Genomic DNA, 21,694 nt, shown 5'->3' with positions numbered 1-21,694 from the left:
AATCAAACCGCTTACTTTTAGAGACATAAAATGCTATTTTGTAAAATTGTTTCACAATATTAGGTTATTTTGCAATTTCGCAAATTTTTAGTTATAATCACCGCTCAGTTTCATCAAATGTTAAGGAGTTTGCTTTATGAAAAAATATCTACTAATGATGCTTATGAGTGCAGTTTTCGGAATCAGTTCAGTTAATGCGATGAGTGTTGCAGGACTTGAGGTCAGCCCAGAAATTGGTTTTGCTGGCGGTATGACAAAGCTAAAAGATACGGGTGATGATGCGACAAACTATGGTGGTTTTGCAAGAGTATGGTTGGGAGCATTTAATGTTGTCGTAGCTCCTCAAGTCAAATACGATTACAACAAATGGAATAGCAACTATTCAAACACCCAATATGGTTTGTCTGTGGGATATAACATCGGGCTTTTCGTTGCACGACTAACACCTTATATTGGTGTGAATTATTCAAGCTTTAACAAATATTTTAAAGACACTATGGCTTATAATGTTGGTTTAAAACTTAAAATCAACTTTATTCCTGTTTCTCTTGGTGTGCTTTATACTTATCAAGCTCCCGACTATGACGCTACATCTCAAAGCCAAACAATGCACAGCATTCAAGGACTTGTAGCTTTACATTTCTAAAATTTCTTTAATTTTTAGAATCTTGAAACACAGAATCAGAGCGAGCCACGCAGATTCTGTGTTTTTGTCTATTAGTCTATAGTTATATTTTGGAGATTAAATGAATTTTGATTCTCACTCACTGATTGAATACCTCAAAGAATACGATGAAATTACTATTATTGATGAGCCTTTAGATATTGATTTACAAATTCCTCACCTTGCTTATTTAGAAGTCAAGAAGCCTCACAGCAAAGCTCTTTTATTCACTCGCCCTATTTGTGCAAAACGCAATCAAACATTTGATACACCTGTTTTAATGAATGTATTTGGCTCTTATTCGAGATTAAATCTTTTGCTCACACAGCCTATCCCTCATATCACAAAGCGCATAGAGAATCTTTTGCGTTTTACTCCCCCAAAAAATCTCAAAGATGCTTATCAAAAATTCAAAGATGTGCTTGCTTTGCGTCATATTTTTCCCAAATACATAAAAAAAAGAGGGGCTTGTCAAGAAGTTATCTTGCAAGATTCACAGATTAATCTTTTTGATCTACCCATACTCACGACTTGGGAGCATGATGGGGGAGCATTTATCACAATGGGGCAAGTCTATACACAAAGCCTCAATGGCAAAAAAAAGAATCTAGGAATGTATCGCTTACAAGTTTATGACCGCAATCATTTAGGTTTGCATTGGCAAATACATAAAGATTCACAACATTTCTTCCTCAAATACAAAAAAGCCGGGAAAAAGATGCCTGTAAGCATTGCGTTGGGTGGAGACCCTTTATATATTTGGTGTGGGCAAGCTCCGTTGCCAATGGGTATTTTCGAGCTGATGCTTTATGGATTCATACGCGGCAAAAGACCCAAACTTTCGCGTTGTATCACCAATCCTCTTTATGTGCCCAGTGATGTCGATATTGTGATTGAAGGTTGGGTAGATCCTAGTCAAATGCATGATGAAGGACCTTTTGGAGATCATACAGGATTCTATACGCCTATTGAACCTTATCCGGTGCTTGAAGTGAGTGCTATTACAATGCGTAAAAAGCCTATTTATCCTGCCACCGTTGTTGGAAAACCACCTTTAGAAGACAAATATATGGGATATTTGACAGAACGCGTGTTTTTGCCACTCTTAAAAATGACGGCACATGGGTTAATGGATTATCATATGCCTGAAAATGGCGTATTTCATAACCTTATTTTTGCTAAAGTTAAGTCTGATTATCCCTCACACAGCAAACAAATTATGCACAATTTTTGGGGTGTGGGACAAATGAGCTTTGTCAAACATGCTATCTTTGTGGGTGAAGATGCGCCAGATTTAGCTGATTACGAGGCATTGGGCAATTATATTCTTGAACGATTTTCTCCTCAATCTCTTCTCATCACAGAAGGCATTTGCGATGCGCTTGATCATTCAAGCCCACATTATGGCACAGGAGGCAAACTAGGCGTTGAAGCAATCACACCTATGCAAAAGCTTGATTTTATTCATTATGATGATAAAAAACTATGGGAACTTTTTGCCCCCTGCATGCCTCAAGCTAAAGCCCTCAAACAATACTTTGCACACACATCTAATCCTATAAGCATTATTGCCGTAGAAAAACAAGATAGTCTCACTACCTACATTCGTGCTAATCCTAATAAATTTGATTCTGTGCAAAACGCAATGAGCATTATCATCTTGGTTGATTCTGATAAAAATGACTTATCAAACCCTTATATGCTCACTTGGCGCATTGTCAATCACATTGATGCTAAGCGTGATATAGTCATTATACAGAATCTCATTTTTATTGACGCGACTGATAAAAACCAATGCGATGGACATTTACGAGAATGGCCTAAAGAAACGAACTGCACCCCAGCAGTGATTGAATCGTTACAAGAAAAGGGGCTATTAAAAGATATTGATCAAGCATTTTTAGAAAAATTTCAAATTTTAGGCTAGATTCTGTATTAATATTAAAATTTACTTAACTTAATGGATATTTAAGATAAATTGATTTAGAATCTGCATCTTTGTATCAACTTTTAAATTCGTAAGGAAAAACAATGGAATTAACAAAAATAGCCACAGAAAGCGATATTAATCGCCAATGGGTTGTGCTAGATGCAAAAGGTCAAACTTTTGGTCGCTTGATTGCCCAAATTGCTACACTTTTGCGTGGCAAACATAAACCTTGTTTCACCCCTCATATTGATTGTGGTGATTTTGTCGTAGTGATTAACGCTGCTGAAGTCAAGTTTTCAGGTATGAAACTTCAAGATAAAGAATACTTTACGCATTCAGGATATTTTGGTAGCACCAAAAGCAAAACATTGCAAGAAATGCTTGATAAGAATCCCGAAAAACTCTATCACCTTGCAGTGCGAGGTATGTTACCTAAGAACAAACTTGGTCGAGCAATGCTTAAAAAACTCAAAGTATATAGAGGCAGCGAACATCCTCATAGTGCGCAAGTCTCCAAAAGTTCAAAATAAGGGATAAAGTATGGCAAAAGTTTATGCAACAGGAAAAAGAAAAACAGCAATCGCAAAAGTTTGGCTCAATAATGGCAGTGGCAAACTCACTATTAACGGGCAAAGCCTTAATGAATGGCTTGGTGGGCACGAAGCAATTAAAATGAAAGTTATGCAACCTTTGATTCTTACAAAACAAGAAAAATCAGTTGATATTAATGCCGTAACTTTTGGTGGAGGTTATTCTGCACAAGCTGAAGCATTGCGACATGGTATTTCTAAAGCGTTAAATAACTACGATATTGCCTTTAGAGCAATTCTCAAGCCAAAAGGTCTCCTTACTCGAGATTCAAGAGTTGTTGAACGTAAAAAATATGGTAAGCGCAAAGCTCGCCGAAGCCCACAATTCTCAAAAAGATAAGATTCTCGTGGAAATTTTATCTCAAGCTTTTGGCGAATATCAAACAAATTGTTATATTTGCAAATTTCCCCAAGGGGAAATTATCATTGATGCAGGAATGGGAGCGACACAATGGGTAATCCAAAACGCTCCTCATCCTCTTGCAATCCTCAACACACACGGGCATTTTGATCATATATGGAGTAATGCCGCTTTAAAAGAATATTTTCCTCACACACCTCTCGTATGTCCTAAACTTGATTGTTTTATGTTAGAATCTGATTGCTTTGGCACAGGAGTATTACCTAGCAAGGCTGACATCATGGTCGAATGCGATAAAACAATTCAAGATATGGATTTTGAAGGTGTCAAGGTAAGATTCTATCATTTTCCCGGACATACGCCGGGCTGCTCTATGGTTGAGATTCAAGACAATTTTTTTAGCGGGGATTTTATCTTCCATCGTTCTATTGGGCGCAGTGATTTTCCCTATTCAAGCACTCAAGATATGCTTGATTCTCTGATACGTTTTCAAGCAATACCCAACAATCCAAACAAAATCATTTATCCCGGTCATGGGATTCCTACAAATCTTCATGATGAACAAACAAATGTGCAATTTTGGATTAAACATTTGAGTGCATAATCCGCAAGGAAGGAATGTTTTTTGCTTTTTGTTTAAATAATATTTAGAGAGGTGCATAATGGATTTAACATCTATTTTGGGACTTATAGGAGCTATTGCAAGTATTTCAGTAGGCGATATTTTGGAAGGTGGTAACCCTTTACATCTTATCCACCTTAGCTCACTCATCATTATTATCCCTACTGCTGGTGCTGCAGCTGTAGCAGCTACACATGGCTCACACATCAAGGGCGCACTTAAAGAAATAAAAATTATCTTTGGTTCAACAGGCGTTAATTATAATGAAACCATACGCACACTTGTTGAACTCTCAACTTTAGCAAGAAAAGATGGGGTGCTTTCCCTCGAAGGAAAAGCAGCGCAGATTGAAGATGATTTTATGCGTCAAGCACTTTCAATGATTATTGATGGAAGAGATGCAGGTGCGGTGCGTGAAGATATGGAAGTGCAAATAGAATCTTTGGAAGAATACTATCATGGCTCGGCTCACTTTTGGATATTATACGCTGAAACATGTCCTACTATGGGACTTGTCGGAGCGGTTTGCGGGCTTATTCTTGCCTTACAATTACTTGATGACCCAAAAGCAATGGCTGCTGGTATTTCGGGAGCATTTACCGCAACGGTTACAGGGATTTTCTGTTCTTATGCGCTATTTGGTCCATGGGGACACAAAATGATTGCAAAATCCAAAGAAATTATGAAAGAAAAAACAATCGTTTTAGAGGGTGTGGTAGGTATCGCCAATGGTGATAACCCTCGTAACCTTGAAGAGAAACTATTAGGATTTATCCCACCGGGTGAGCCAAAAGTCTCACAATTTGAATAAGAGCAATCAAAATGTCTAAAAAGAAAAAATGTCCGGAATGCCCTGCAGGAGAAAAATGGGCTGTCCCTTATGCGGACTTCCTTTCACTTCTACTTGCGCTCTTTATTGCACTTTGGGCGATTTCATCGACAAGTGAATCAGATGCTGAAGCAGTCAAAACAGAATTTGTCAAGATTTTTGATTTCACACTCACCGCCCCACTTCCTACAAATGAAGAAGACATAAGTGAGACTGAAATTGAAAGCGAAAGTGGAGCGCAAACGCTCAACTCTTCGGTTACGACAGCTGATATTGAACAAATGGCAGAAGAAGGTGGGATTCTCGAACAGATGGAAATGGGTATGTCTTTACGCCTACCTTCCAATCTCTTCTTTGAAGCAGGAAGTGCAGAAATCACCGATAGTGATGTATTTTTATATTTACAACGCATCACTGCCATCATCAAAAAACTCCCAGACTATGTCAAAATTGATGTGAGAGGCTTCACAGATGATTCTGCTTTGCCTATTGGATCGCGTTATAAGGATAACTATGAGCTTTCATCAGCAAGAAGCCTAACTGTGATGAAACATTTGATCAAAAACGGCATATCTGCGGACAAAATTTCATTTTCAGGTTACGGACAACATCAGCCTATTGTGCCCAACGATAGTCTTGTAAATCGTGCGAAAAATAATCGCGTAGAAATCTTTTTCTTTGTCGATCCTAAAGATGCTCCTGTCGCTCAATCAATCCTTGAGGAAACATTGCAAGGGCAATAACTTTCTAAATTTTACAGAATCTTTGTCAAGATTCTGTAAAACTTCATAGACATATCACAGCAGCAATGACAAACCCTCCGTCATGAGTAATGCTTAATGCACTTTGTTTGATTTTAAAATAAGTTTGTTTGGATTTTGTGAGCGTGATGTGTGGAGCATTTTTCGAATCTTTAGTAACAATCATATCCAAAAACCCTAATTCATACCCGATACCCACACCCAAAGCTTTTGAAAATGCCTCTTTTGCAGCCCAAAATCCAGCGACACGAGCGACATTGATTCTATCTGTATGGAATAAACTCTCTATAAAAGCGGGAGATAAAACAGCATGTGATTGTAAATTCTCATTATGTAAATTTTGATATGTTCGATATGTTTGTGCATCTTCAGGATAACGCATACAAAGCGCGATTTCATCTAGTGAAAGAAAGCGATGAAGCCCTCTTTCACCAAATCTTTTTATCAATCGCTCCATACGAGCGATTTGGACAATATCAATACCTATCAACTTAGCTCACAACAAATTGTGTAAAGAATAAATCCCTTACTTGCCCATCAAGTAAAAATTCATTAATGCGCTTGACAATCTCATCTTTAACACGATTCTTACCTTTTGCTGTAGAAACATCTTCAAGTGATTTTGATGAGAGAATCTCAATAATCGTATCAGTGATGATGGGCAATTTTGTTGTGATCTCTGGTTCAGTCTCGGGCTTATCAATCTCAAGACTGATACTTGTTTTAAGGTATCGTTTGCCTGTCTGCGTCATCAGATTCACCGTAAAATCTGTAGGGATTGGATAAATAGGTCCGGGTTTCAAACGATCAGAACTTCTTGCTGTAACGGTATTACCTACAATAATTTTCGCTGCTTGTTGAGTAGGAGCTTGCTGCTCTTGCACGACTTCGACTTGAGCTTCATTATGAGCCTCTTCATCTCCGCCTCCTCCAAGCATCACAGCGACTAAAATCCCTATCAACAACAACAAAACAAAAACGATTCCTATCACAACAAATAAAATTGCTTTACTCTTTTTTTCTCCGCTACTCTTCTCGGCTGCTTTTTCTTCTTCTGCCATTATGCGTCCTTTAGTAAATAATAAGTGAGAGTTGTTTTGCCAAACTTGCGCGTTTTATACAAAGCAAAATCTCCAATAAAATGAGGTATATTATACTCACTCCAATGTTCAAAAACAATTAAATTCACAAAACCTTGCTCCAAACTTTGTATGAATGTAAAACATTGTTCATAAATATCCTCCATTCCTTTACGAATACAAAAAGGTGGGTCAAGGTATAAAATCACATTGTGTGCAGACAGAATTGCCTTTTGGAGATTCCAAAAAGCAGTGAAAAAATCAGCATTATAAGCCTGAAAGACAAGGGAAGATTCTCTTTTGTTGGCAAGTGCAAGATTCTCTAAAAGAATCTCATAGGCAAAAGCGTCTTTTTCAAAAAATATCGCTCTGCTTGCTCCACGCGAAAGAGCTTCAATCCCCATTGAGCCACAACCACCAAAGCCCTCAATAAACACACTTTCGATAATTTCTGAACCAATAGTATTAAAGCATGATTGCCTCACAATGGACTTTGTGGGACGCGTGGAGGGATTTGGATTAAGCGTTAAAGGAAGATTCTTTAATATGCCTGTCGTGATTTTAAAATTCATTGCCTGCGTCTATCATTTGTATGAAGGATTCTGAACTAATGCAATCACTTTTTGGGCAAACTCTTGAGCAAGCTTTTGAATCTGCTCTTGCAAATCTTGTGTATGCTCACTATGCGGATAATTTGGTGGAGACATTAGAGGCACAAAATCTTGCAAAGATTCTTGAGCAGACGATACTTCAAGTGTATTTTTCAAAGGAGGGTTGAGCGTAATTGTTTCGTAAAATCGATGTAAATCTTCAAGCAAACCTTCTTTTGTGAAAGGTTTGCGGATATGAGAATCTTCTCTATCATTTATCAAACATACTGCCTTATTACTCTCTATAAGCTCATCGCTGATAACAAAATCGCATTCTTCTTCGCACACAATATGATCTCTTAAAAACATTGTCAAGCTACTCTCCAATAGCGGGGATTGACACTTTAGAGCGATTTTCATAACTTCCTCCCTGATGATAATAACATCTTAAATTGTATCTAAAAGTAACCTAAAAAACCAAATATACTTTCACAACACATTTAAAGGGTCAATATCAATTTCGTAGATTCTTTGTAGCTCTGGAGGGCTTTGGGAGATAAAATAATGCAATGTATCAAGAAGTGCGCGAGGAGAATGAGAGCGGAGTAAAAGGACAAAACGAAACTTCCCGTATAATCTCTGAATCATCGCTCGGGAATGACCGACAATCTCAACCTCACTATGTGGCTTTCTTTGCAGAATCTCAAGAGATTGATAAAGAGCTTGAGAAGCTCTAGATTCAATATGATGCGCAAAAGTAATGTTTGCCAATCGCATATAAGGAGGGTAAAGCTTCGGGCGTGTGGATAATTCATAACGCAAAAAAATTTCATAATCTGCTATAAATTTCTCTAAAAAATCACTCTTAGCACTTTGAATATACACTTCACCATGATGTTTTCGTCCGCTACGCCCCGCAATCTGATACATTAGACTTAAAGCTCGTTCGCTACCACGATAATCACTCGCCCCTAAAATATAATCAATCCCTAAAATCACAGCAAGATTCACTTTATGATAATCATGTCCCTTACTTAGCATTTGTGTGCCTACTAAAATATCAATCTCGCCGTTATTAAAATCTTCAAGAACTCTTGTAAGCTTACGATGTGTAGTGATATGATCCCTATCAAAGACTTCAATCCGCTTTTTTGGAAAAATCTCACACAAATATTTTGCAACTTCAGCCGTGCCAATACGCAATGAACGCAATGTTGGAGAAAGACAATGCGGACACACGCTCATTATAGGCTTACTCCAATGGCAATAATGGCATATAAGAGCATTTTTATCCGTATGCAAACTCATATTTACTGCACAAAATTCACATTTTATCCCTTCTCCACATTTTTCACACAAAAGCATTTTATAATTAGCGCGTGTGGGTAAAAAAACAATAATTTGCTCCTGTCTATCCAAAACTTTCTGCATTTTTGACACCAAAGACGCACTCAATCCCCAATCATTCTGATACAAATCTGTAGGCAAATGAGGAGATTCAAAAGTAAAAGTTTTATGCGCGTTAAAATACTGCCCCTTCAAACGATACATATTTTTATCATTTGTAGCACGATAATAACTATTGAGGCTAGGGGTAGCTGACCCCAAAACAATTTTAACCTCATTTTTCGCACCAAGATAAAGTGCCACATCGCGTGCATTGTATCGTGGGCGTGTTTGGGACTTATACGCATCATCATGTTCTTCATCGACTATGACCAACCCTAAAGAGAATATAGGCAAAAATAATGCACTTCTTGCACCTGCGATAACGCGTATCTGACCTTGTGCAAGCTTAAGGAGCATCTCTTGTTTTTTGCGTTGTGTGATTTTGCTATGCCATATTCCTACTTTTTGCCCAAAAATTTTCCTTAAACGCGCTTCAATCTGTGGTGTGAGAGAAATTTCTGGCATTAAAAACAAAGCATTCTTCCCTTGAGCCAAAGTTTGCGCGATCAAATGAATATAAATTTCTGTTTTTCCGCTCCCTGTATCGCCAAAAAGCAAAGGGTTGTGATGTGTTTGCAAAAAAGCCAATGCTTTATTTTGGGATTCGCTTAAAGGCTGAAGTGTCAAATCTCTCACTTCTTCAAATATTATTTGAGATTCTAATACTGCATCAAAAGGCGTAAAAAGCTTATAACTCTCACCGATACTCGCACAATAATAAGATGCAATAAAATGCGCCAAAAGCTGTTGATTGGGTAAAAAATAAGAAGTTGTTTTGGTAGCGATTTTACATTCAAAATCAGGTTTAGAGGTAGCGGATAAAACAACGCCTTGTGTCGTTTTGCTTTTGAGAGGTATGAGGCAAATTTGCCCAATCTGACAAGACTCATCGCAAGCATAGGTCAAAAGTGGAGAATTTTGCCCTAGGGGCGCGATGAGATAATAATTCAAGAATGAGGATTCTCAACACTCTGGATTTTGATACACTCTTGATCTTTTGTGCCAATTTCTTGGCTTTTTTCAATATTTGCATAAAGTGCCTCTAATGATTGGCAGATTCGAGCGTATTCTTGAGTTTTGGTGATATAAGCTTTCAAAAGCGTAATAATATCGACATCAACTTCATTTGCAAAAAGTGCTTTGACTTCTGCTTTTGCCTCATCAAGCAGAGGATCAAGCGTGATATTAAAACGTTTTTGCGCTAAAGAAATTTCTATGGTTTCTTGAGCCATTATCTAAGCCCTTCATCAATCTTTGCAAAAAGATTCTCAAAACCTTGATCTTTGTTGGCAATTTCTTCATAAAGACTTGAAATCTGACTATCTTTAGCTTCGTTTTGTGCCTTAAGAGAGGAAATTTCAAGCTGTAAGGTTTCGATTTCATTTTTTTGACTTGCGATTTTTGCAAGCATCTCTTCAATCTTTTGGGACAATTTTTCCATCACACCGCTCATAAACTATCCTTTGGTTATTAAAATAAAGTATAATTCTAACACAAATTACACCAAAATAACGCAAGGTAGGATATATTTTAATGGCAAATTTTATTCTGAATGCCAAATACGCACCTGCGGGTGATCAACCCCAAGCTATTGCTAAAATCACAGATTCTATCAAAGACAATGCAAAATACACAACATTAGTAGGTGTTACAGGGAGCGGAAAAACTTTCACAATGGCAAATATTATTGCTAATCTCAAGATTCCCACGCTTATTATGACACATAATAAAACCCTTGCTGCGCAGCTTTATAGTGAATTTAAAGGATTTTTTCCCAAAAATCATGTCGAATACTTTATCTCTCATTTTGATTATTATCAGCCCGAAGCATATATCCCCCGAAGGGATTTATTTATTGAAAAAGATTCAAGCATCAATGAAGATTTAGAGCGATTGCGCCTTTCGGCTACTACTTCACTTTTAGCCTATGATGATGTGATTGTAGTCGCAAGCGTTTCTGCAAACTATGGATTAGGTAATCCCAAAGAATATCTCACAATGATTGAAAAAATTGAAGTTGGACAAGAACGAAAGCAAAAAGATTTTTTAGTCAAACTTGTCGATATGGGTTACACACGGAATGATAGTGTTTTTGAACGCGGAGATTTTCGTGTCAATGGAGAAGTGATTGATATTTTTCCTGCCTATAATGAAAATGAATTTATCCGCATTGAATTCTTTGGTGATGAGATTGAGCATATTGCTGTTTTTGATTCTATTGAGCGCGTCAAACTCACCTCATTAGAATCTTTTGTGCTGTATGCGGCTAATCCTTTTATCGTAGGGGCAGATCGTTTGCAAACTGCACTGAAAAATATTGAGAACGAACTTGATAAGAGATTGCAAGAATTTCTCGCACAAGACAAACAAATAGAATATCAACGACTAAAAGGTCGCACAGAGTTTGATTTGGAAATGATACGAGAATCTGGCATTTGCAAGGGGATTGAAAACTACGCACGACATCTCACAGGTAAAGCTCCGGGGGAAACACCTTACTCGCTATTAGATTATTTCGAACAAAAGGGCAAACCTTATTTAGTCATTGTCGATGAATCTCATGTGAGCTTACCACAATTCGGCGGTATGTATGCCGGTGATAGAAGCCGCAAAGAAGTGCTTGTCGAATACGGATTCCGATTACCTAGCGCACTTGATAATCGCCCTTTGCGTTTTGATGAATTTATCACTAAAGCCCCGCATTTTCTCTTTGTCTCCGCAACACCATCACAAAAAGAACTCGATCTTAGCAAAGAACATATTGCCGAACAAATCATACGACCCACAGGCTTGCTTGACCCACTTTATGAGGTGCGAGATTCTGATTCTCAAGTGCTTGATTTGTTTGATGAGATTAAAGTGCGTATTGCTAAAGAGCAACGCGTGCTTATCACAACCTTGACCAAAAAAATGGCAGAAGAACTAAGCAAATATTACACAGAGCTAGGCATCAAGGTGCGCTATATGCACAGCGATATTGATGCGATTGAACGCAATCATCTTATACGCTCTTTGAGACTTGGAGAATTTGATGTGCTGATTGGTATCAATCTTTTGCGTGAAGGCTTAGACTTACCTGAAGTGAGCTTGATTGCTATTATGGACGCAGACAAAGAGGGATTCTTGCGTTCTGAAACAAGCCTTATTCAGACAATGGGAAGAGCCGCAAGAAATGTCGAGGGCAAGGTGATTTTGTATGCTAAAAAAATCACCCAATCAATGCAAAAAGCATTTGATATTACTGACTATCGCCGAGCCAAACAAGAAGCATTTAATCAACTGCATCATATCACGCCCACAAGCGTTCAAAGAAATCTCGAAGAAGAGCTTAAAATCGAAAGTAGCGGATTGTCTAAACTTTATGAAAAAAATCGCCATAAGATTCCCAAAGCTGAACGCGAAAGCATTGTTAAGGAACTTACCAAAAAAATGCACGAAGCAGCAAAACGGCTTGATTTTGAAGAAGCGGCAAGATTCCGTGATGAAATCGCAAAAATCCGCAGTCTGTAAGGATAAAACCCCTTACACATTTTCTAAGATTTTAGAATCTCAAACTTCTCAATTTTATTCTTGAATATTTTATAATATTTAGCGAGATTCTAGAATCTTAGCGATACATTATTACAGAAGATTTCTATCCATCGTCCCCAAATCTCAAAGATTCTATGACGCATAAAATGCGCAAAGTATCTTATCAATCTCTTCAACCGCCTCGCTTGCGGGAACAAAAATCTTTTTGTCAAATATCTCTTCATTAATACTTGCGAAGATTCTAATATAGATTCTATTAAAGATACGACAAACGCACAGAATCTAAAGCCATACCTTAAACGAATCAGATAGATTTAAGAATCTTTCTCGCCCTTATTATGATGCAGCCATTGCTTGATTTTTGCAAAACATTCCTCAAACAGATTCTTATAAGGCTCACTTTCAATCCCAAAACTCTCTTGGAGCTCTTCTACAAGAGCCTTTTGCTTAGCGTTTAACTTAGGGGGATAAGTGATTTTGATTTGTGCGACAAACTTTCCTCTGTAAGCACTATTGACATCTTTAATGCCTTCATTATCAAATACAAACTGCGCTTTATCTTTTGTATTAGGCGGTATTTTTAATTCCAATTCGCCTCGCAAAGAAGGGATTTTAAGTGTTGTTCCCAATACGATAGAAGTAAAAAATACTGGCACTTCAATATAGACATTTTCTCCATCACGCACAAAGACTTCATCTTCAGCCACACTCACTGAAATATACAAATCTCCTCTTTTGCCATTTTTATCCGCATTACCTCGACCCGTGATGCGGATTCTCTGACCATCATCAATACCTTCGGGGATACTGACTTCAAATTTTTCCTCACGCATTGCATAGCCATTCCCTTTGCATTTTGGACAATTCTCTGCAGCACTTTGCCCTGCACCCTTACACTTTGGACAAGTTTGTGCAAATGTCATAAAACCTTGTCGCATAAATACTTGCCCTTTCCCTCCACAATCCGGACAAGTATTCAAACGACCATCTTTTGCGCCTGTGCCTTTGCAATCTTCACAAGCGACTTTATAACGATGTGTGATTTCTTTTTTACACCCAAAAACCGCTTCTTTAAAACTCAAATCAACACCAATCAACTCATCAAGCTGATATTTTCCTTCATTTCCTGTGCGTTTGCCGCCAAAAGCAAAACTTCCACCGAAAGCAGATTCAAAAATCGAACCCAAATCTCCAAAAATATCACTAAAATCACGTCCGCTAAAGCCGCTAAAACCTGAATTTTGTAAGCCTTCTTTACCATATTTATCATAAATTTGACGCTTAGAATCATCGCTCAACACTTCATAAGCTTCATTGATGCGTTTAAAATTTTCTTCAGCCTCTTTGTCATCAGGATTTCTATCGGGGTGATATTTGAGTGCCATTTTGCGATAAGCCTTTTTGATACTTTCCTTATCTGCAGTGCGCGAGATTCCCAACACCTCGTAATAATCAAAATTCTCCAAACCTACTCCTTTTTCCTTTATAAAACCTAAGATTCTATCAAAATTTTATAAGGCTAAATTAAATTTAGCCAAACTATGATTACAAATCCAAAAAATATTCCAACCAAAAAATTATAAAAACTTGCTTGATTTTAGAATCTTTTTTGGCTTCTTAAACCTAAAGGGGTAGATAAATGTATTCGTATAAAACCGGGCTTAAAGCATTTTATGATCTTGTGCAAGCACTTGAGCAACTCCCAAGCATTGGCAAAAAAAGTGCGCAAAAAATGGCTTATACGCTTAGTATAGAAAATAAATTTTTAGGACTAAATATTGCTCATGCGATTGAAAATGCCACAATGAATGTGCAAAAATGCCAAAAATGCTTTGGGTTAAGTGAAAGTGAAATATGCGATATTTGTCTTGATGATTCTCGTCTTAATGGTGAGTTGTGCATCATAGCAAACCCGCGTGATATTTTTATCATTGAAGATATGGGAGAATTTTGCGGACGCTATTTCGTCTTAGAATCACAAAATGATTTAGAACATATTGATTTTGCCCTTTTGAATGAGAGAATCTCCTCTGAACACATTGAAGAAGTCATTTTTGCACTTTCCCCCAGCCTCGCTAATGAAGCAATAATGCTTTATGTCGAAGACAAAATCTCCGCTCCGATTAAGTTTAGCAAAATCGCTCAAGGTGTGCCAACAGGCATTGGGCTTGATGCGATTGATCAGCTTTCGCTCTCAAGAGCTATGAGCTCACGAGTCAAACTTTAAAGAATCTTGTTGGTTTATTTTTTGTATAATGAGGTCTGTTCAAATCTCAACAAAAGGATTGAAAATGAAAAAGTTGTTTATTTTAGGACTTTTAGGTCTTGCTAGTGTTGCTCTTGCAGATGCTCCTGCAGTATTCAAAAAATGTATTGCTTGTCATGGTCCTGATGCACAAAAAATCGCTCCGGGTTCTAAAGGTGATAAAACAATTGCTGGTATGCCTAAAGACTATCTACTTACACAGCTTAAAGGTTACAAAGCTAAAACTGCCGACAATGGTGGTGCAAAGGCTATTATGTATGGTCAAATGGCAAATGTTAGTGATGAGGATATTGAAGCATTAGCAGATTATGTTTCTAAACTTCCCAAAAAACAATAAATCCTCTTTTTGCGAGAGATTCATTCTCTCGCAAGCTGGCTTATAAATGTCTGAAATTATCCTCAATTCTCAAGCTTACAAACACAACCTTGACATCATATCCGCACACATTGGCAGTCGCGATAAAATTGCAGTCGTGCTTAAAGACAATGCCTATGGACATGGGTTAGCACAAATGAGTGATCTCTCCCAACAATATGGTATCAAGAATGCGTTTGTTAAAAATTACGCCGAAGCAATCAGTGTCAAGGATAAATTCACATCTATTACCGCACTTTATGGGAGAGCGCAAGGCGTAATCCCTCCTAATGTCGCAATGGTCATCAATCGCAAAGAAGACATCACTTGTCTTCCTCCACATACAAATGTCGAGCTAAAAGTCAATGCCGGTATGAATCGTAATGGCATAGAATCTGACGAAATTGAGACTTTTATTCGCCTTATCTTGGAGCAAAAGCTCAATCTTATTGGTGTATTCTCACACAACGGCTATGGTGATGATTTAGATGATGAATTTCACAACACACAAAAACATTTTGAACAAATAAAAGCATCGACCAAAGATTTAAGCCAAAAATACGGATTCCCTCTTCCTCGTTTCCATTCTCTCAACTCATCGGCTGCTATACGCACTGCAATGAATGGCACGATTGATGATGATTTGGTGCGTATGGGGATTGCAATTTATGGCTATCTTGATACACAATTTCAGAATCCTTTAAGCTCTAAACTGCAAAAAGTCGCTTCATTATGGGCGGATAAAATTTCCCAAAGGACACTCAAAAAAGGAGCGCGCATTGGTTATAGCGGCTGCAGTGTTTTAGAATCTGATGCGATTGTGAGCACTTATGACATTGGTTATGGCGATGGTTTGCTTCGCATTGATAAAGGGCTACAGATTCTCACACAAAAAGAATATCCGATATTGCCCCGCTCTTCAATGGACTGCTTCTCATGTCTGTGCAATGAGGAGAGAATCTGCGTATTTGACGATGTGAGCCAACTAGCAAAGGCTTTTAATACGATTAGCTACGAGATTCTTGTGCGTCTCTCACCTTTTATCAAACGCACGATTATTTAAATGTCTCAAAATAGAATCTACCCCTTTACACACACACCTATTTCATGCTATTTCAATCCCTCTATGCGTGATTTTGTCGTCAAAGAAATACCTCTTTATGAATTTAGTGGGAAAGGCGAACACCTTATCGTCTTTGTGCGCAAAAAAGGGCTAAGCACTTTTGAATTGCTCAAGATTCTATCCCGCACACTCGGTTGCAAAGAAAGGGACATTGGCTATGCAGGGCTTAAAGACAAAGCGGCGACTACTTATCAATATATCAGTATTCACCAAAGCCTAGAAAGCAAACTACAAAGCGCATTAGATAACCTAGAATCTCTGCAGATTAAGATTCTCAATTGCACGCGTCATGATAATAAACTCAAAATCGGGCATCTGAAAGGTAATGCTTTTTTTGTGCGCTTAAAAAAAGTGCTTCCTGTCCAACAAGCACAGCTCCAATCCACTCTACAAATCCTCTCCACACATGGATTCCCAAATTTTTTTGGCGCACAAAGATTTGGTAAAGACGGCAATAATCACCACATTGGCAAGGATATTCATCTTCACAAAGAGCATTTGAGAAATAAAAAACTAAGCTCATTTTTGATTAGCAGTTATCAAAGTTATCTTTTTAATCAATGGCTTAATACACGCATCACGCTTACAAAGATTCTGAATGCTTTTTCACCCAAAGAAGTTTTGCAATCCTTGAAACATTCGGATTTATCTCCTCTTGATGCACTCCCTCTCACGCTTGAAATGATCAAATCTTTGCAATCTCAACCCTCTATTTTTAAGATCTTACAAGGTGATTTAATGTGCCATTATCCCTTTGGCAAAACCTTTGAGGCTAAAGAACTAGAAACAGAATCCTTGCGTTTCAAAGATCGTCTCATCGCACCTACAGGTGCTATTTGCGGGCAGAAACTCACTCCTTCATCAAGTCTCGCCTATACGCTTGAAGAGCCTTTTTTAGATTCTATCAAAGCAAATGGTTCAAGACGTTACGCATGGGTATGGGCGGAAAATATCGAAAGTCAATACATCAAGCAAAATGCACATTTTGAATTAAGCTTCACTCTTCCCAAAGGAAGCTATGCTACAATATTTCTCGAAGCATTACTAGGGCATTGTCTGCAAGATACATCACAAGATTAGTTTCTCACCTCAAAACGGGTATTAAAATCAAGCTATTTTAAGTAAATGAAATTTTATCAATCAGTAAATTTTAAGTTTTGTTAGCTACAATGTAAAGAGTTATTTTAAACAAAATTTAAAGATTGAATCATGAAAGTTGCCTTGATACAATTTGCACCCAAAGCCAACCAAAGAGAAGAAAACCTCGCAAAATCTTTGAAACTTGCTCTAAGAGCCATTGAAGAAGGGGCGAAAATCATCGTTTTACCTGAACTTTTTGATAGCGGGTATTGTGTCGAAAAACAAGATTCTAAACTAGGGCTTGATTTTGCATTCTTTCAAAAAGCTCTTAAAGACAAAAAATTTAAAGAGCTTTCCTTAAAATACCCTACTCTTGCCCGCTTATACGAGTTTGCAAAAACCTATGAAATCCACATTGTCGCTTCAAGTATTCAAAAAGACAAGGGTAAGATTTATGATAGTGCCTATATTATCAATAAAGATGGCTTGGTAGGCACATACCGCAAGATCTATCTTTGGGGCAATGAAAAACAACGATTCCAAAGAGGCAAAGACTATCCTGTCTTTAAGCTCAAAATCGACAAAGAATCCATCAAAGTAGGTTTAGGCATTTGCTATGAAATAGGCTTTGGCGAGGGGGCGAGATACTTATCGCTCAAAGGAGCGCAGATTCTTATTTATCCTGCTGCTTTTGGCAAAGCAAGAAATTATGTGTGGGATTTGGCAAGCAGAGCAAGGGCTTTAGAAAATGGTGTTTTTGTCTTAGCGAATAATCGCAGTGGCTCTGAAGTCTCACAAATAAGTGGAGAAAAATTAGAATTTGCTGCAAATTCTAGAATCATTAATCCAAAAGGTGAGATTCTCACTCAAGCTTTGCAAGATGAAGAGGTCATTATAGCGGATTTGCATCTTGAAGAAGTTGCACTGCAAAGAGAGAATCTGCCTTATCTGAAAGATATAGATATAAGGCTTAACCGAAAAGTCCTTAAAGGGCTTTTATCTTAACATAAGGAGAACAAATGGCAAAAGAAATTCTAGTGGCTTATGGCGTTGATATTGATGCAGTTGCAGGTTGGCTTGGGAGCTATGGTGGGGAAGATTCTCCTGATGATATTTCACGAGGGCTTTTTGCGGGTGAAGTAGGGATTCCTAGACTTTTAAATTTATTCAAAAAGTTTAATATTCCAGCGACTTGGTTTGCACCCGGACATTCAATAGAGACTTTTCCCGAACAAATGAAAATGATCGTAGAAGCAGGACATGAAATCGGTGCGCATGGCTATTCGCATGAGAATCCAATTGCAATGACACCCAAACAAGAAGAAGAAGTGCTTGTGAAAAGCATAGAATTGATTGAGGGTTTGACCGGTAAAAAACCAAATGGCTATGTCGCTCCATGGTGGGAATTTTCCAATGTTACCAATGAGCTTTTGCTTAAACATGGCATTAAATACGATCATTCCTTAATGCACAATGATTTTACACCTTATTATGTGCGTGTGGGTGATAGTTGGACAAAAATTGATTACAGAGCTGATGCGAAAGATTGGATGAAACCTCTAATCAGAGGGCGAGAAACAGATTTGGTAGAAATCCCTGCAAATTGGTATTTAGATGATTTACCTCCAATGATGTTTATCAAAAAATCCCCCAATAGTTTTGGGTTTGTTTCCCCACGAGACATAGGCAAAATGTGGATTGATCAATTTGATTGGGTTTATCGAGAAATGGATTATGCAGTCTTTGCAATGACGATACACCCTGATGTGAGTGCGAGACCTCAAGTATTGCTTATGCATGAGAGAATCATCAAGCATATCAATAAGAAAAAAGGTGTGCGTTGGGTGAATTTCAATGAAATCGCTGATGACTTCCTCAAAAGATCTCCACGAAGAAAATACTAAAACAAAGGGCTAAAACTTAGCCCTTTAAAGGTTTGTCAATGTGTATTTTATGCGGAGAGATACTAAGCACTTTTCATTGGAGTGATGCACGATTCAAAGAAGAAAGCTCTTTAGTCATCGCAGGAGAGCATCAAAGAGAGAGAATGCGTCTAAGGCTCAAAAAAGTAGCAATCATTAATGATATTTTGGCATTTTATGGGTTAAGTTTAAAAGATTGGCAAGGGAGCAAATATCTCCTAAGCAACAAAAAAGGCGGATTTGTGATTGTCAATGATCTTGGCGACTTATGGATTAAAGCCAATGAACTTGAAGGATTCTCGCTTGATGCTATTGATGAAAATCTTCTTAATTTTTTAAATACAAAAAATGCCAGCTAAAATCCCTATCCATATCATCACAGGTTTTTTGGGAAGTGGCAAAACGACTTTCTTAAAAGAGCTTTTAAGCGATAAAAAAGAGGCAAATATAGCTGTTGTCGTTAATGAGCTTGGTGCAATTTCACTTGATGATACGCTTATCCAAACCGAATTTGTCAAAGAAAAAACGATTATGCTTGATACGGGTTGTATGTGTTGCAACAAAAGAGAAGATTTGAGCATAAAATTTAAAGAACTTCTTAATAGGTATGACCAAAATAATCAAAAACTTGAAAGAATCTTGATTGAAACGACAGGCATCGCTAATCCCGCTCCGATTATTTTTACCTTTTTAAGTGATGTATTTTTATCAAACCATTTTGAGATTGCTAATATCATTACTTGTATTGATGCACTTAGCGGACTTTCACATATACAAAATAACCAAGAAGCGCACAACCAAATTATCAGCTCGGATTGTATTTTGCTCACAAAAACAGACCTCAACCCCGATGTAAGCGCATTGAAAACAAAGATAGATTCTATTCATCGTGGCATAGATTTTATCGATAAAAAAGATTTTAGCTTTGATCAACTCATCAATGTCAAAAATCAAAATTTAGACTTTACATATGACAAAACCTCCCGCACACAATCTCACACAAGCGATATTGATTCTTTATGCCTTTGCTTTGAAGAAGCATTGGATTGGAGTATTTTTAGTATTTGGCTAAGTATGCTCCTGCATCGCTATGGAAAGCAGATTCTAAGAGTGAAAGGGCTTTTAGATGTGGGGGAGGACTATCTTGTGAATCTTAATGGCGTGGGACATCTCATCTATCCGACAAGCCATATCAAGACGCAAGCAAAAGGCTCAAAATTAGTCATTATCGCAAAAGGTTTGAATCTCTCGCAAGTTGGCAAATCTTTAGAAACTTTTTTACAACTTTCCGGAAGATACGCACAATTTTAAAATCCAAAGATTCTAAAATTTACCCTTAAAAATCGATTTTACTACATTTTATCTTTCCCTAATATACAAGGATTAGGGATTATTGGTAAATATTTCTATCAATTAAAAGACAAAAATTGATAAAATATATTTTAAAATATTTCACTTTCTTAAGGCTGTATTGGTTTAATACTTTTTACTAATGTTGGCAGATTCTATGGGAATGTTCTAAATCGGTGAGATTTTGCAGTATAATGCCTCTTGGCAGAATTGTGAAAATTGGGGTCGTTAATCTGTCGGTGAGAATGACCCCGCTCACCCCTTTCTGTCTTGTGCTATGAGCTATCAATAGTTTGTGCCTTTCACCACAAATCCCGATATTCATAGCTTGATAAATTCAAACAATCCTGTTTTTCCATTATTTTTTATATCAGGAATAGAATCTAATCTCTCTTGGTGCATTATAAGCTCTTTGTCTTGCCAAGTGATACACTCTATTATGTCAAAACCTTCAATATAGCCCATTTCTACAATCTGCATCTGATCTAGGGTATCAATAATTGTTTGGGGCTTATAAACTCTGTGAGCATTAAAACAGACTTTATTTTCTGCCCCCACAGGGACACTGATATAAAGTTTGCCTTGAGGCTTGAGGACTCTTTGAAATGATTTGAGGGCTTTTTCCCATGCGTCAGGCTCGATAGGATCTCCGTATCTGCCTAATCCAAAATGTTCTACACTGCACAATGCCGAAAGTGATGTGATAGAGTTATCGGCAATACCTTCAAGAAGTGTCGCATTAGCTTGAATATAGGTTATACCCCCCCCCCCCATTGAGGAATTTTGTATTAAATTGATTATTGATTGGACGAATATCAAGCAAAACAACTTTTTGTTTTTGAGCCAACAAATGCGCGATGAATCCTGCCACACTAGAGCCCACATCATAATGCAATTTTGGAGTATTTTCCAAAACTTTGCGTGCCCCCCAAATGTCTTGGATAAAATATCCTGAATCCATAAAATTCGCATTGGGAGCATATTTGTCATACTTGCAAATGTAATCATACGCACGATTCATCATAAAACGTTTGTCTTGATTTAAGCGGACATAAGATTCTCTATCGTTCTCTATTTCCTCAAAAGTCATCTTTTTAGATTGTGTTTTTCTTTTAAAAGGACGCAACACTTCGCGTTTGAGTTTTTTGATAAATTGTTCCATTTGGAGATTATAGCACAAAATACACAATCC

General features: G+C 37.6%; 26 protein-coding genes. 16 read left to right on the top strand and 10 right to left on the bottom strand.

The genetic code is table 11. The features are described from left to right. Positions 1-136: 136 nt before the first annotated feature. The 7 genes from LS68_RS01460 to motB all read left to right on the top strand — a co-directional run bounded on the left by LS68_RS01460 (position 137) and on the right by motB (position 5,739). Entirely contained in the window at positions 137-646 is a 510-nt protein-coding gene (locus LS68_RS01460; RefSeq protein WP_034369652.1) for a hypothetical protein, read from the top strand. Positions 647-746: 100 nt separating this feature from the next. Continuing rightward, positions 747-2,591 (top strand): menaquinone biosynthesis decarboxylase, encoded by a 1,845-nt coding sequence (locus tag LS68_RS01455; protein WP_034369654.1) that lies wholly within the window; start codon positions 747-749, stop codon positions 2,589-2,591. A gap of 104 nt (positions 2,592-2,695) precedes the next feature. Continuing rightward, a complete protein-coding gene (gene rplM / locus LS68_RS01450) occupies positions 2,696-3,124 on the top strand; it encodes a 50S ribosomal protein L13 (RefSeq protein ID WP_034369656.1) in 429 nt (142 codons plus the stop codon). 10 nt (positions 3,125-3,134) lie between these two features. Next, the gene (rpsI, locus tag LS68_RS01445; RefSeq protein WP_034369658.1) at positions 3,135-3,524 is read left to right on the top strand and encodes a 30S ribosomal protein S9; all 390 of its coding nucleotides are present in this window, start codon (positions 3,135-3,137) and stop codon (positions 3,522-3,524) included. After that, complete coding sequence (locus LS68_RS01440) at positions 3,478-4,149, top strand: MBL fold metallo-hydrolase (RefSeq protein WP_241993642.1); 672 nt, start codon at positions 3,478-3,480, stop codon at positions 4,147-4,149. Before rpsI ends, LS68_RS01440 begins: the two co-directional genes overlap by 47 nt. Positions 4,150-4,207: 58 nt before the next feature. After that, complete coding sequence (gene motA / locus LS68_RS01435) at positions 4,208-4,978, top strand: flagellar motor stator protein MotA (protein WP_034369662.1); 771 nt, start codon at positions 4,208-4,210, stop codon at positions 4,976-4,978. A gap of 11 nt (positions 4,979-4,989) precedes the next feature. Continuing rightward, positions 4,990-5,739 carry a flagellar motor protein MotB gene (gene motB, locus LS68_RS01430; RefSeq protein WP_034369664.1) on the top strand — a complete coding sequence of 250 codons (750 nt, stop codon included), beginning with the start codon at positions 4,990-4,992 and terminating at the stop codon, positions 5,737-5,739. Between the two features lie 43 nt (positions 5,740-5,782). Here the strand turns inward: motB and acpS are convergent, their stop codons facing one another. From acpS to LS68_RS01395, 7 genes are all read right to left on the bottom strand, one after another. Continuing rightward, positions 5,783-6,247 carry a holo-ACP synthase gene (gene acpS, locus LS68_RS01425; protein WP_034369666.1) on the bottom strand — a complete coding sequence of 155 codons (465 nt, stop codon included), beginning with the start codon at positions 6,245-6,247 and terminating at the stop codon, positions 5,783-5,785. A gap of 1 nt (position 6,248) precedes the next feature. Beyond that, positions 6,249-6,818: a flagellar basal body-associated protein FliL gene (fliL, locus tag LS68_RS01420; RefSeq protein WP_034369668.1), complete on the bottom strand. Its 570-nt coding sequence runs from the start codon at positions 6,816-6,818 to the stop codon at positions 6,249-6,251. Further along, a complete protein-coding gene (rsmD, locus tag LS68_RS01415; protein WP_034369670.1) occupies positions 6,818-7,408 on the bottom strand; it encodes a 16S rRNA (guanine(966)-N(2))-methyltransferase RsmD in 591 nt (196 codons plus the stop codon). Before rsmD ends, fliL begins: the two co-directional genes overlap by 1 nt. A 12-nt stretch (positions 7,409-7,420) precedes the next feature. Next, a complete protein-coding gene (locus LS68_RS01410; protein WP_052100156.1) occupies positions 7,421-7,846 on the bottom strand; it encodes a hypothetical protein in 426 nt (141 codons plus the stop codon). A gap of 69 nt (positions 7,847-7,915) precedes the next feature. After that, positions 7,916-9,826 (bottom strand): primosomal protein N', encoded by a 1,911-nt coding sequence (locus LS68_RS01405; RefSeq protein ID WP_034369672.1) that lies wholly within the window; start codon positions 9,824-9,826, stop codon positions 7,916-7,918. After that, positions 9,823-10,107 carry a hypothetical protein gene (locus LS68_RS01400; protein ID WP_034369674.1) on the bottom strand — a complete coding sequence of 95 codons (285 nt, stop codon included), beginning with the start codon at positions 10,105-10,107 and terminating at the stop codon, positions 9,823-9,825. Before LS68_RS01400 ends, LS68_RS01405 begins: the two co-directional genes overlap by 4 nt. After that, on the bottom strand, positions 10,107-10,328 hold the full coding sequence (locus tag LS68_RS01395; protein WP_034369675.1) for a hypothetical protein: 222 nt from the start codon (positions 10,326-10,328) through the stop codon (positions 10,107-10,109). The genes LS68_RS01400 and LS68_RS01395 overlap by 1 nt, the downstream gene beginning before the upstream one ends. An 80-nt stretch (positions 10,329-10,408) precedes the next feature. Here LS68_RS01395 and uvrB point away from each other — a divergent pair, with 80 nt between their 5' ends. Next, positions 10,409-12,385 (top strand): excinuclease ABC subunit UvrB, encoded by a 1,977-nt coding sequence (uvrB, locus tag LS68_RS01390; RefSeq protein ID WP_034369678.1) that lies wholly within the window; start codon positions 10,409-10,411, stop codon positions 12,383-12,385. Between the two features lie 335 nt (positions 12,386-12,720). On the opposite strand, the gene dnaJ is transcribed toward uvrB, so the two are convergent. Then, positions 12,721-13,872 carry a molecular chaperone DnaJ gene (gene dnaJ, locus LS68_RS01385; RefSeq protein ID WP_034369680.1) on the bottom strand — a complete coding sequence of 384 codons (1,152 nt, stop codon included), beginning with the start codon at positions 13,870-13,872 and terminating at the stop codon, positions 12,721-12,723. A 173-nt stretch (positions 13,873-14,045) separates the two neighbouring features. On the opposite strand from dnaJ, the gene recR reads away from it, so the two are divergent. The 8 genes from recR (at position 14,046) to LS68_RS01345 (ending at position 20,463) form a co-directional block, all read left to right on the top strand. Further along, the gene (gene recR / locus LS68_RS01380; protein ID WP_034369682.1) at positions 14,046-14,633 is read left to right on the top strand and encodes a recombination mediator RecR; all 588 of its coding nucleotides are present in this window, start codon (positions 14,046-14,048) and stop codon (positions 14,631-14,633) included. Positions 14,634-14,697: 64 nt separating this feature from the next. Next, positions 14,698-15,009: a c-type cytochrome gene (locus LS68_RS01375; RefSeq protein ID WP_034369685.1), complete on the top strand. Its 312-nt coding sequence runs from the start codon at positions 14,698-14,700 to the stop codon at positions 15,007-15,009. 46 nt (positions 15,010-15,055) lie between these two features. Then, the gene (locus LS68_RS01370; protein WP_034369686.1) at positions 15,056-16,090 is read left to right on the top strand and encodes an alanine racemase; all 1,035 of its coding nucleotides are present in this window, start codon (positions 15,056-15,058) and stop codon (positions 16,088-16,090) included. Further along, positions 16,091-17,230, top strand: a complete 1,140-nt coding sequence (gene truD / locus LS68_RS01365) for a tRNA pseudouridine(13) synthase TruD (RefSeq protein WP_034369688.1) — start codon at positions 16,091-16,093, stop codon at positions 17,228-17,230. 129 nt (positions 17,231-17,359) lie between these two features. Further along, a complete protein-coding gene (locus LS68_RS01360; RefSeq protein WP_034369690.1) occupies positions 17,360-18,235 on the top strand; it encodes a carbon-nitrogen hydrolase family protein in 876 nt (291 codons plus the stop codon). Between the two features lie 14 nt (positions 18,236-18,249). Next, positions 18,250-19,134 (top strand): polysaccharide deacetylase, encoded by an 885-nt coding sequence (locus LS68_RS01355; protein ID WP_034369692.1) that lies wholly within the window; start codon positions 18,250-18,252, stop codon positions 19,132-19,134. A 38-nt stretch (positions 19,135-19,172) separates the two neighbouring features. Next, positions 19,173-19,511 carry a hypothetical protein gene (locus tag LS68_RS01350; RefSeq protein WP_034369694.1) on the top strand — a complete coding sequence of 113 codons (339 nt, stop codon included), beginning with the start codon at positions 19,173-19,175 and terminating at the stop codon, positions 19,509-19,511. Beyond that, positions 19,501-20,463 carry a GTP-binding protein gene (locus LS68_RS01345; RefSeq protein WP_034369696.1) on the top strand — a complete coding sequence of 321 codons (963 nt, stop codon included), beginning with the start codon at positions 19,501-19,503 and terminating at the stop codon, positions 20,461-20,463. Before LS68_RS01350 ends, LS68_RS01345 begins: the two co-directional genes overlap by 11 nt. A 360-nt stretch (positions 20,464-20,823) precedes the next feature. On the opposite strand, the gene LS68_RS09740 is transcribed toward LS68_RS01345, so the two are convergent. After that, positions 20,824-21,276, bottom strand: coding sequence for a DUF268 domain-containing protein (locus LS68_RS09740; protein ID WP_241993641.1), 453 nt, complete (start codon positions 21,274-21,276; stop codon positions 20,824-20,826). After that, positions 21,242-21,682, bottom strand: a complete 441-nt coding sequence (locus LS68_RS09735) for a hypothetical protein (protein WP_241993640.1) — start codon at positions 21,680-21,682, stop codon at positions 21,242-21,244. The genes LS68_RS09740 and LS68_RS09735 overlap by 35 nt, the downstream gene beginning before the upstream one ends. Positions 21,683-21,694 lie beyond the last annotated feature (12 nt).

Origin of the sequence: Helicobacter sp. MIT 05-5293, assembly GCF_000765665.2 — a bacterium.
Lineage (GTDB): Bacteria > Campylobacterota > Campylobacteria > Campylobacterales > Helicobacteraceae > Helicobacter_C.
Note: the sequence above shows the minus strand (reverse complement) of the source record. Positions and strands in the feature narration are given on the sequence as shown.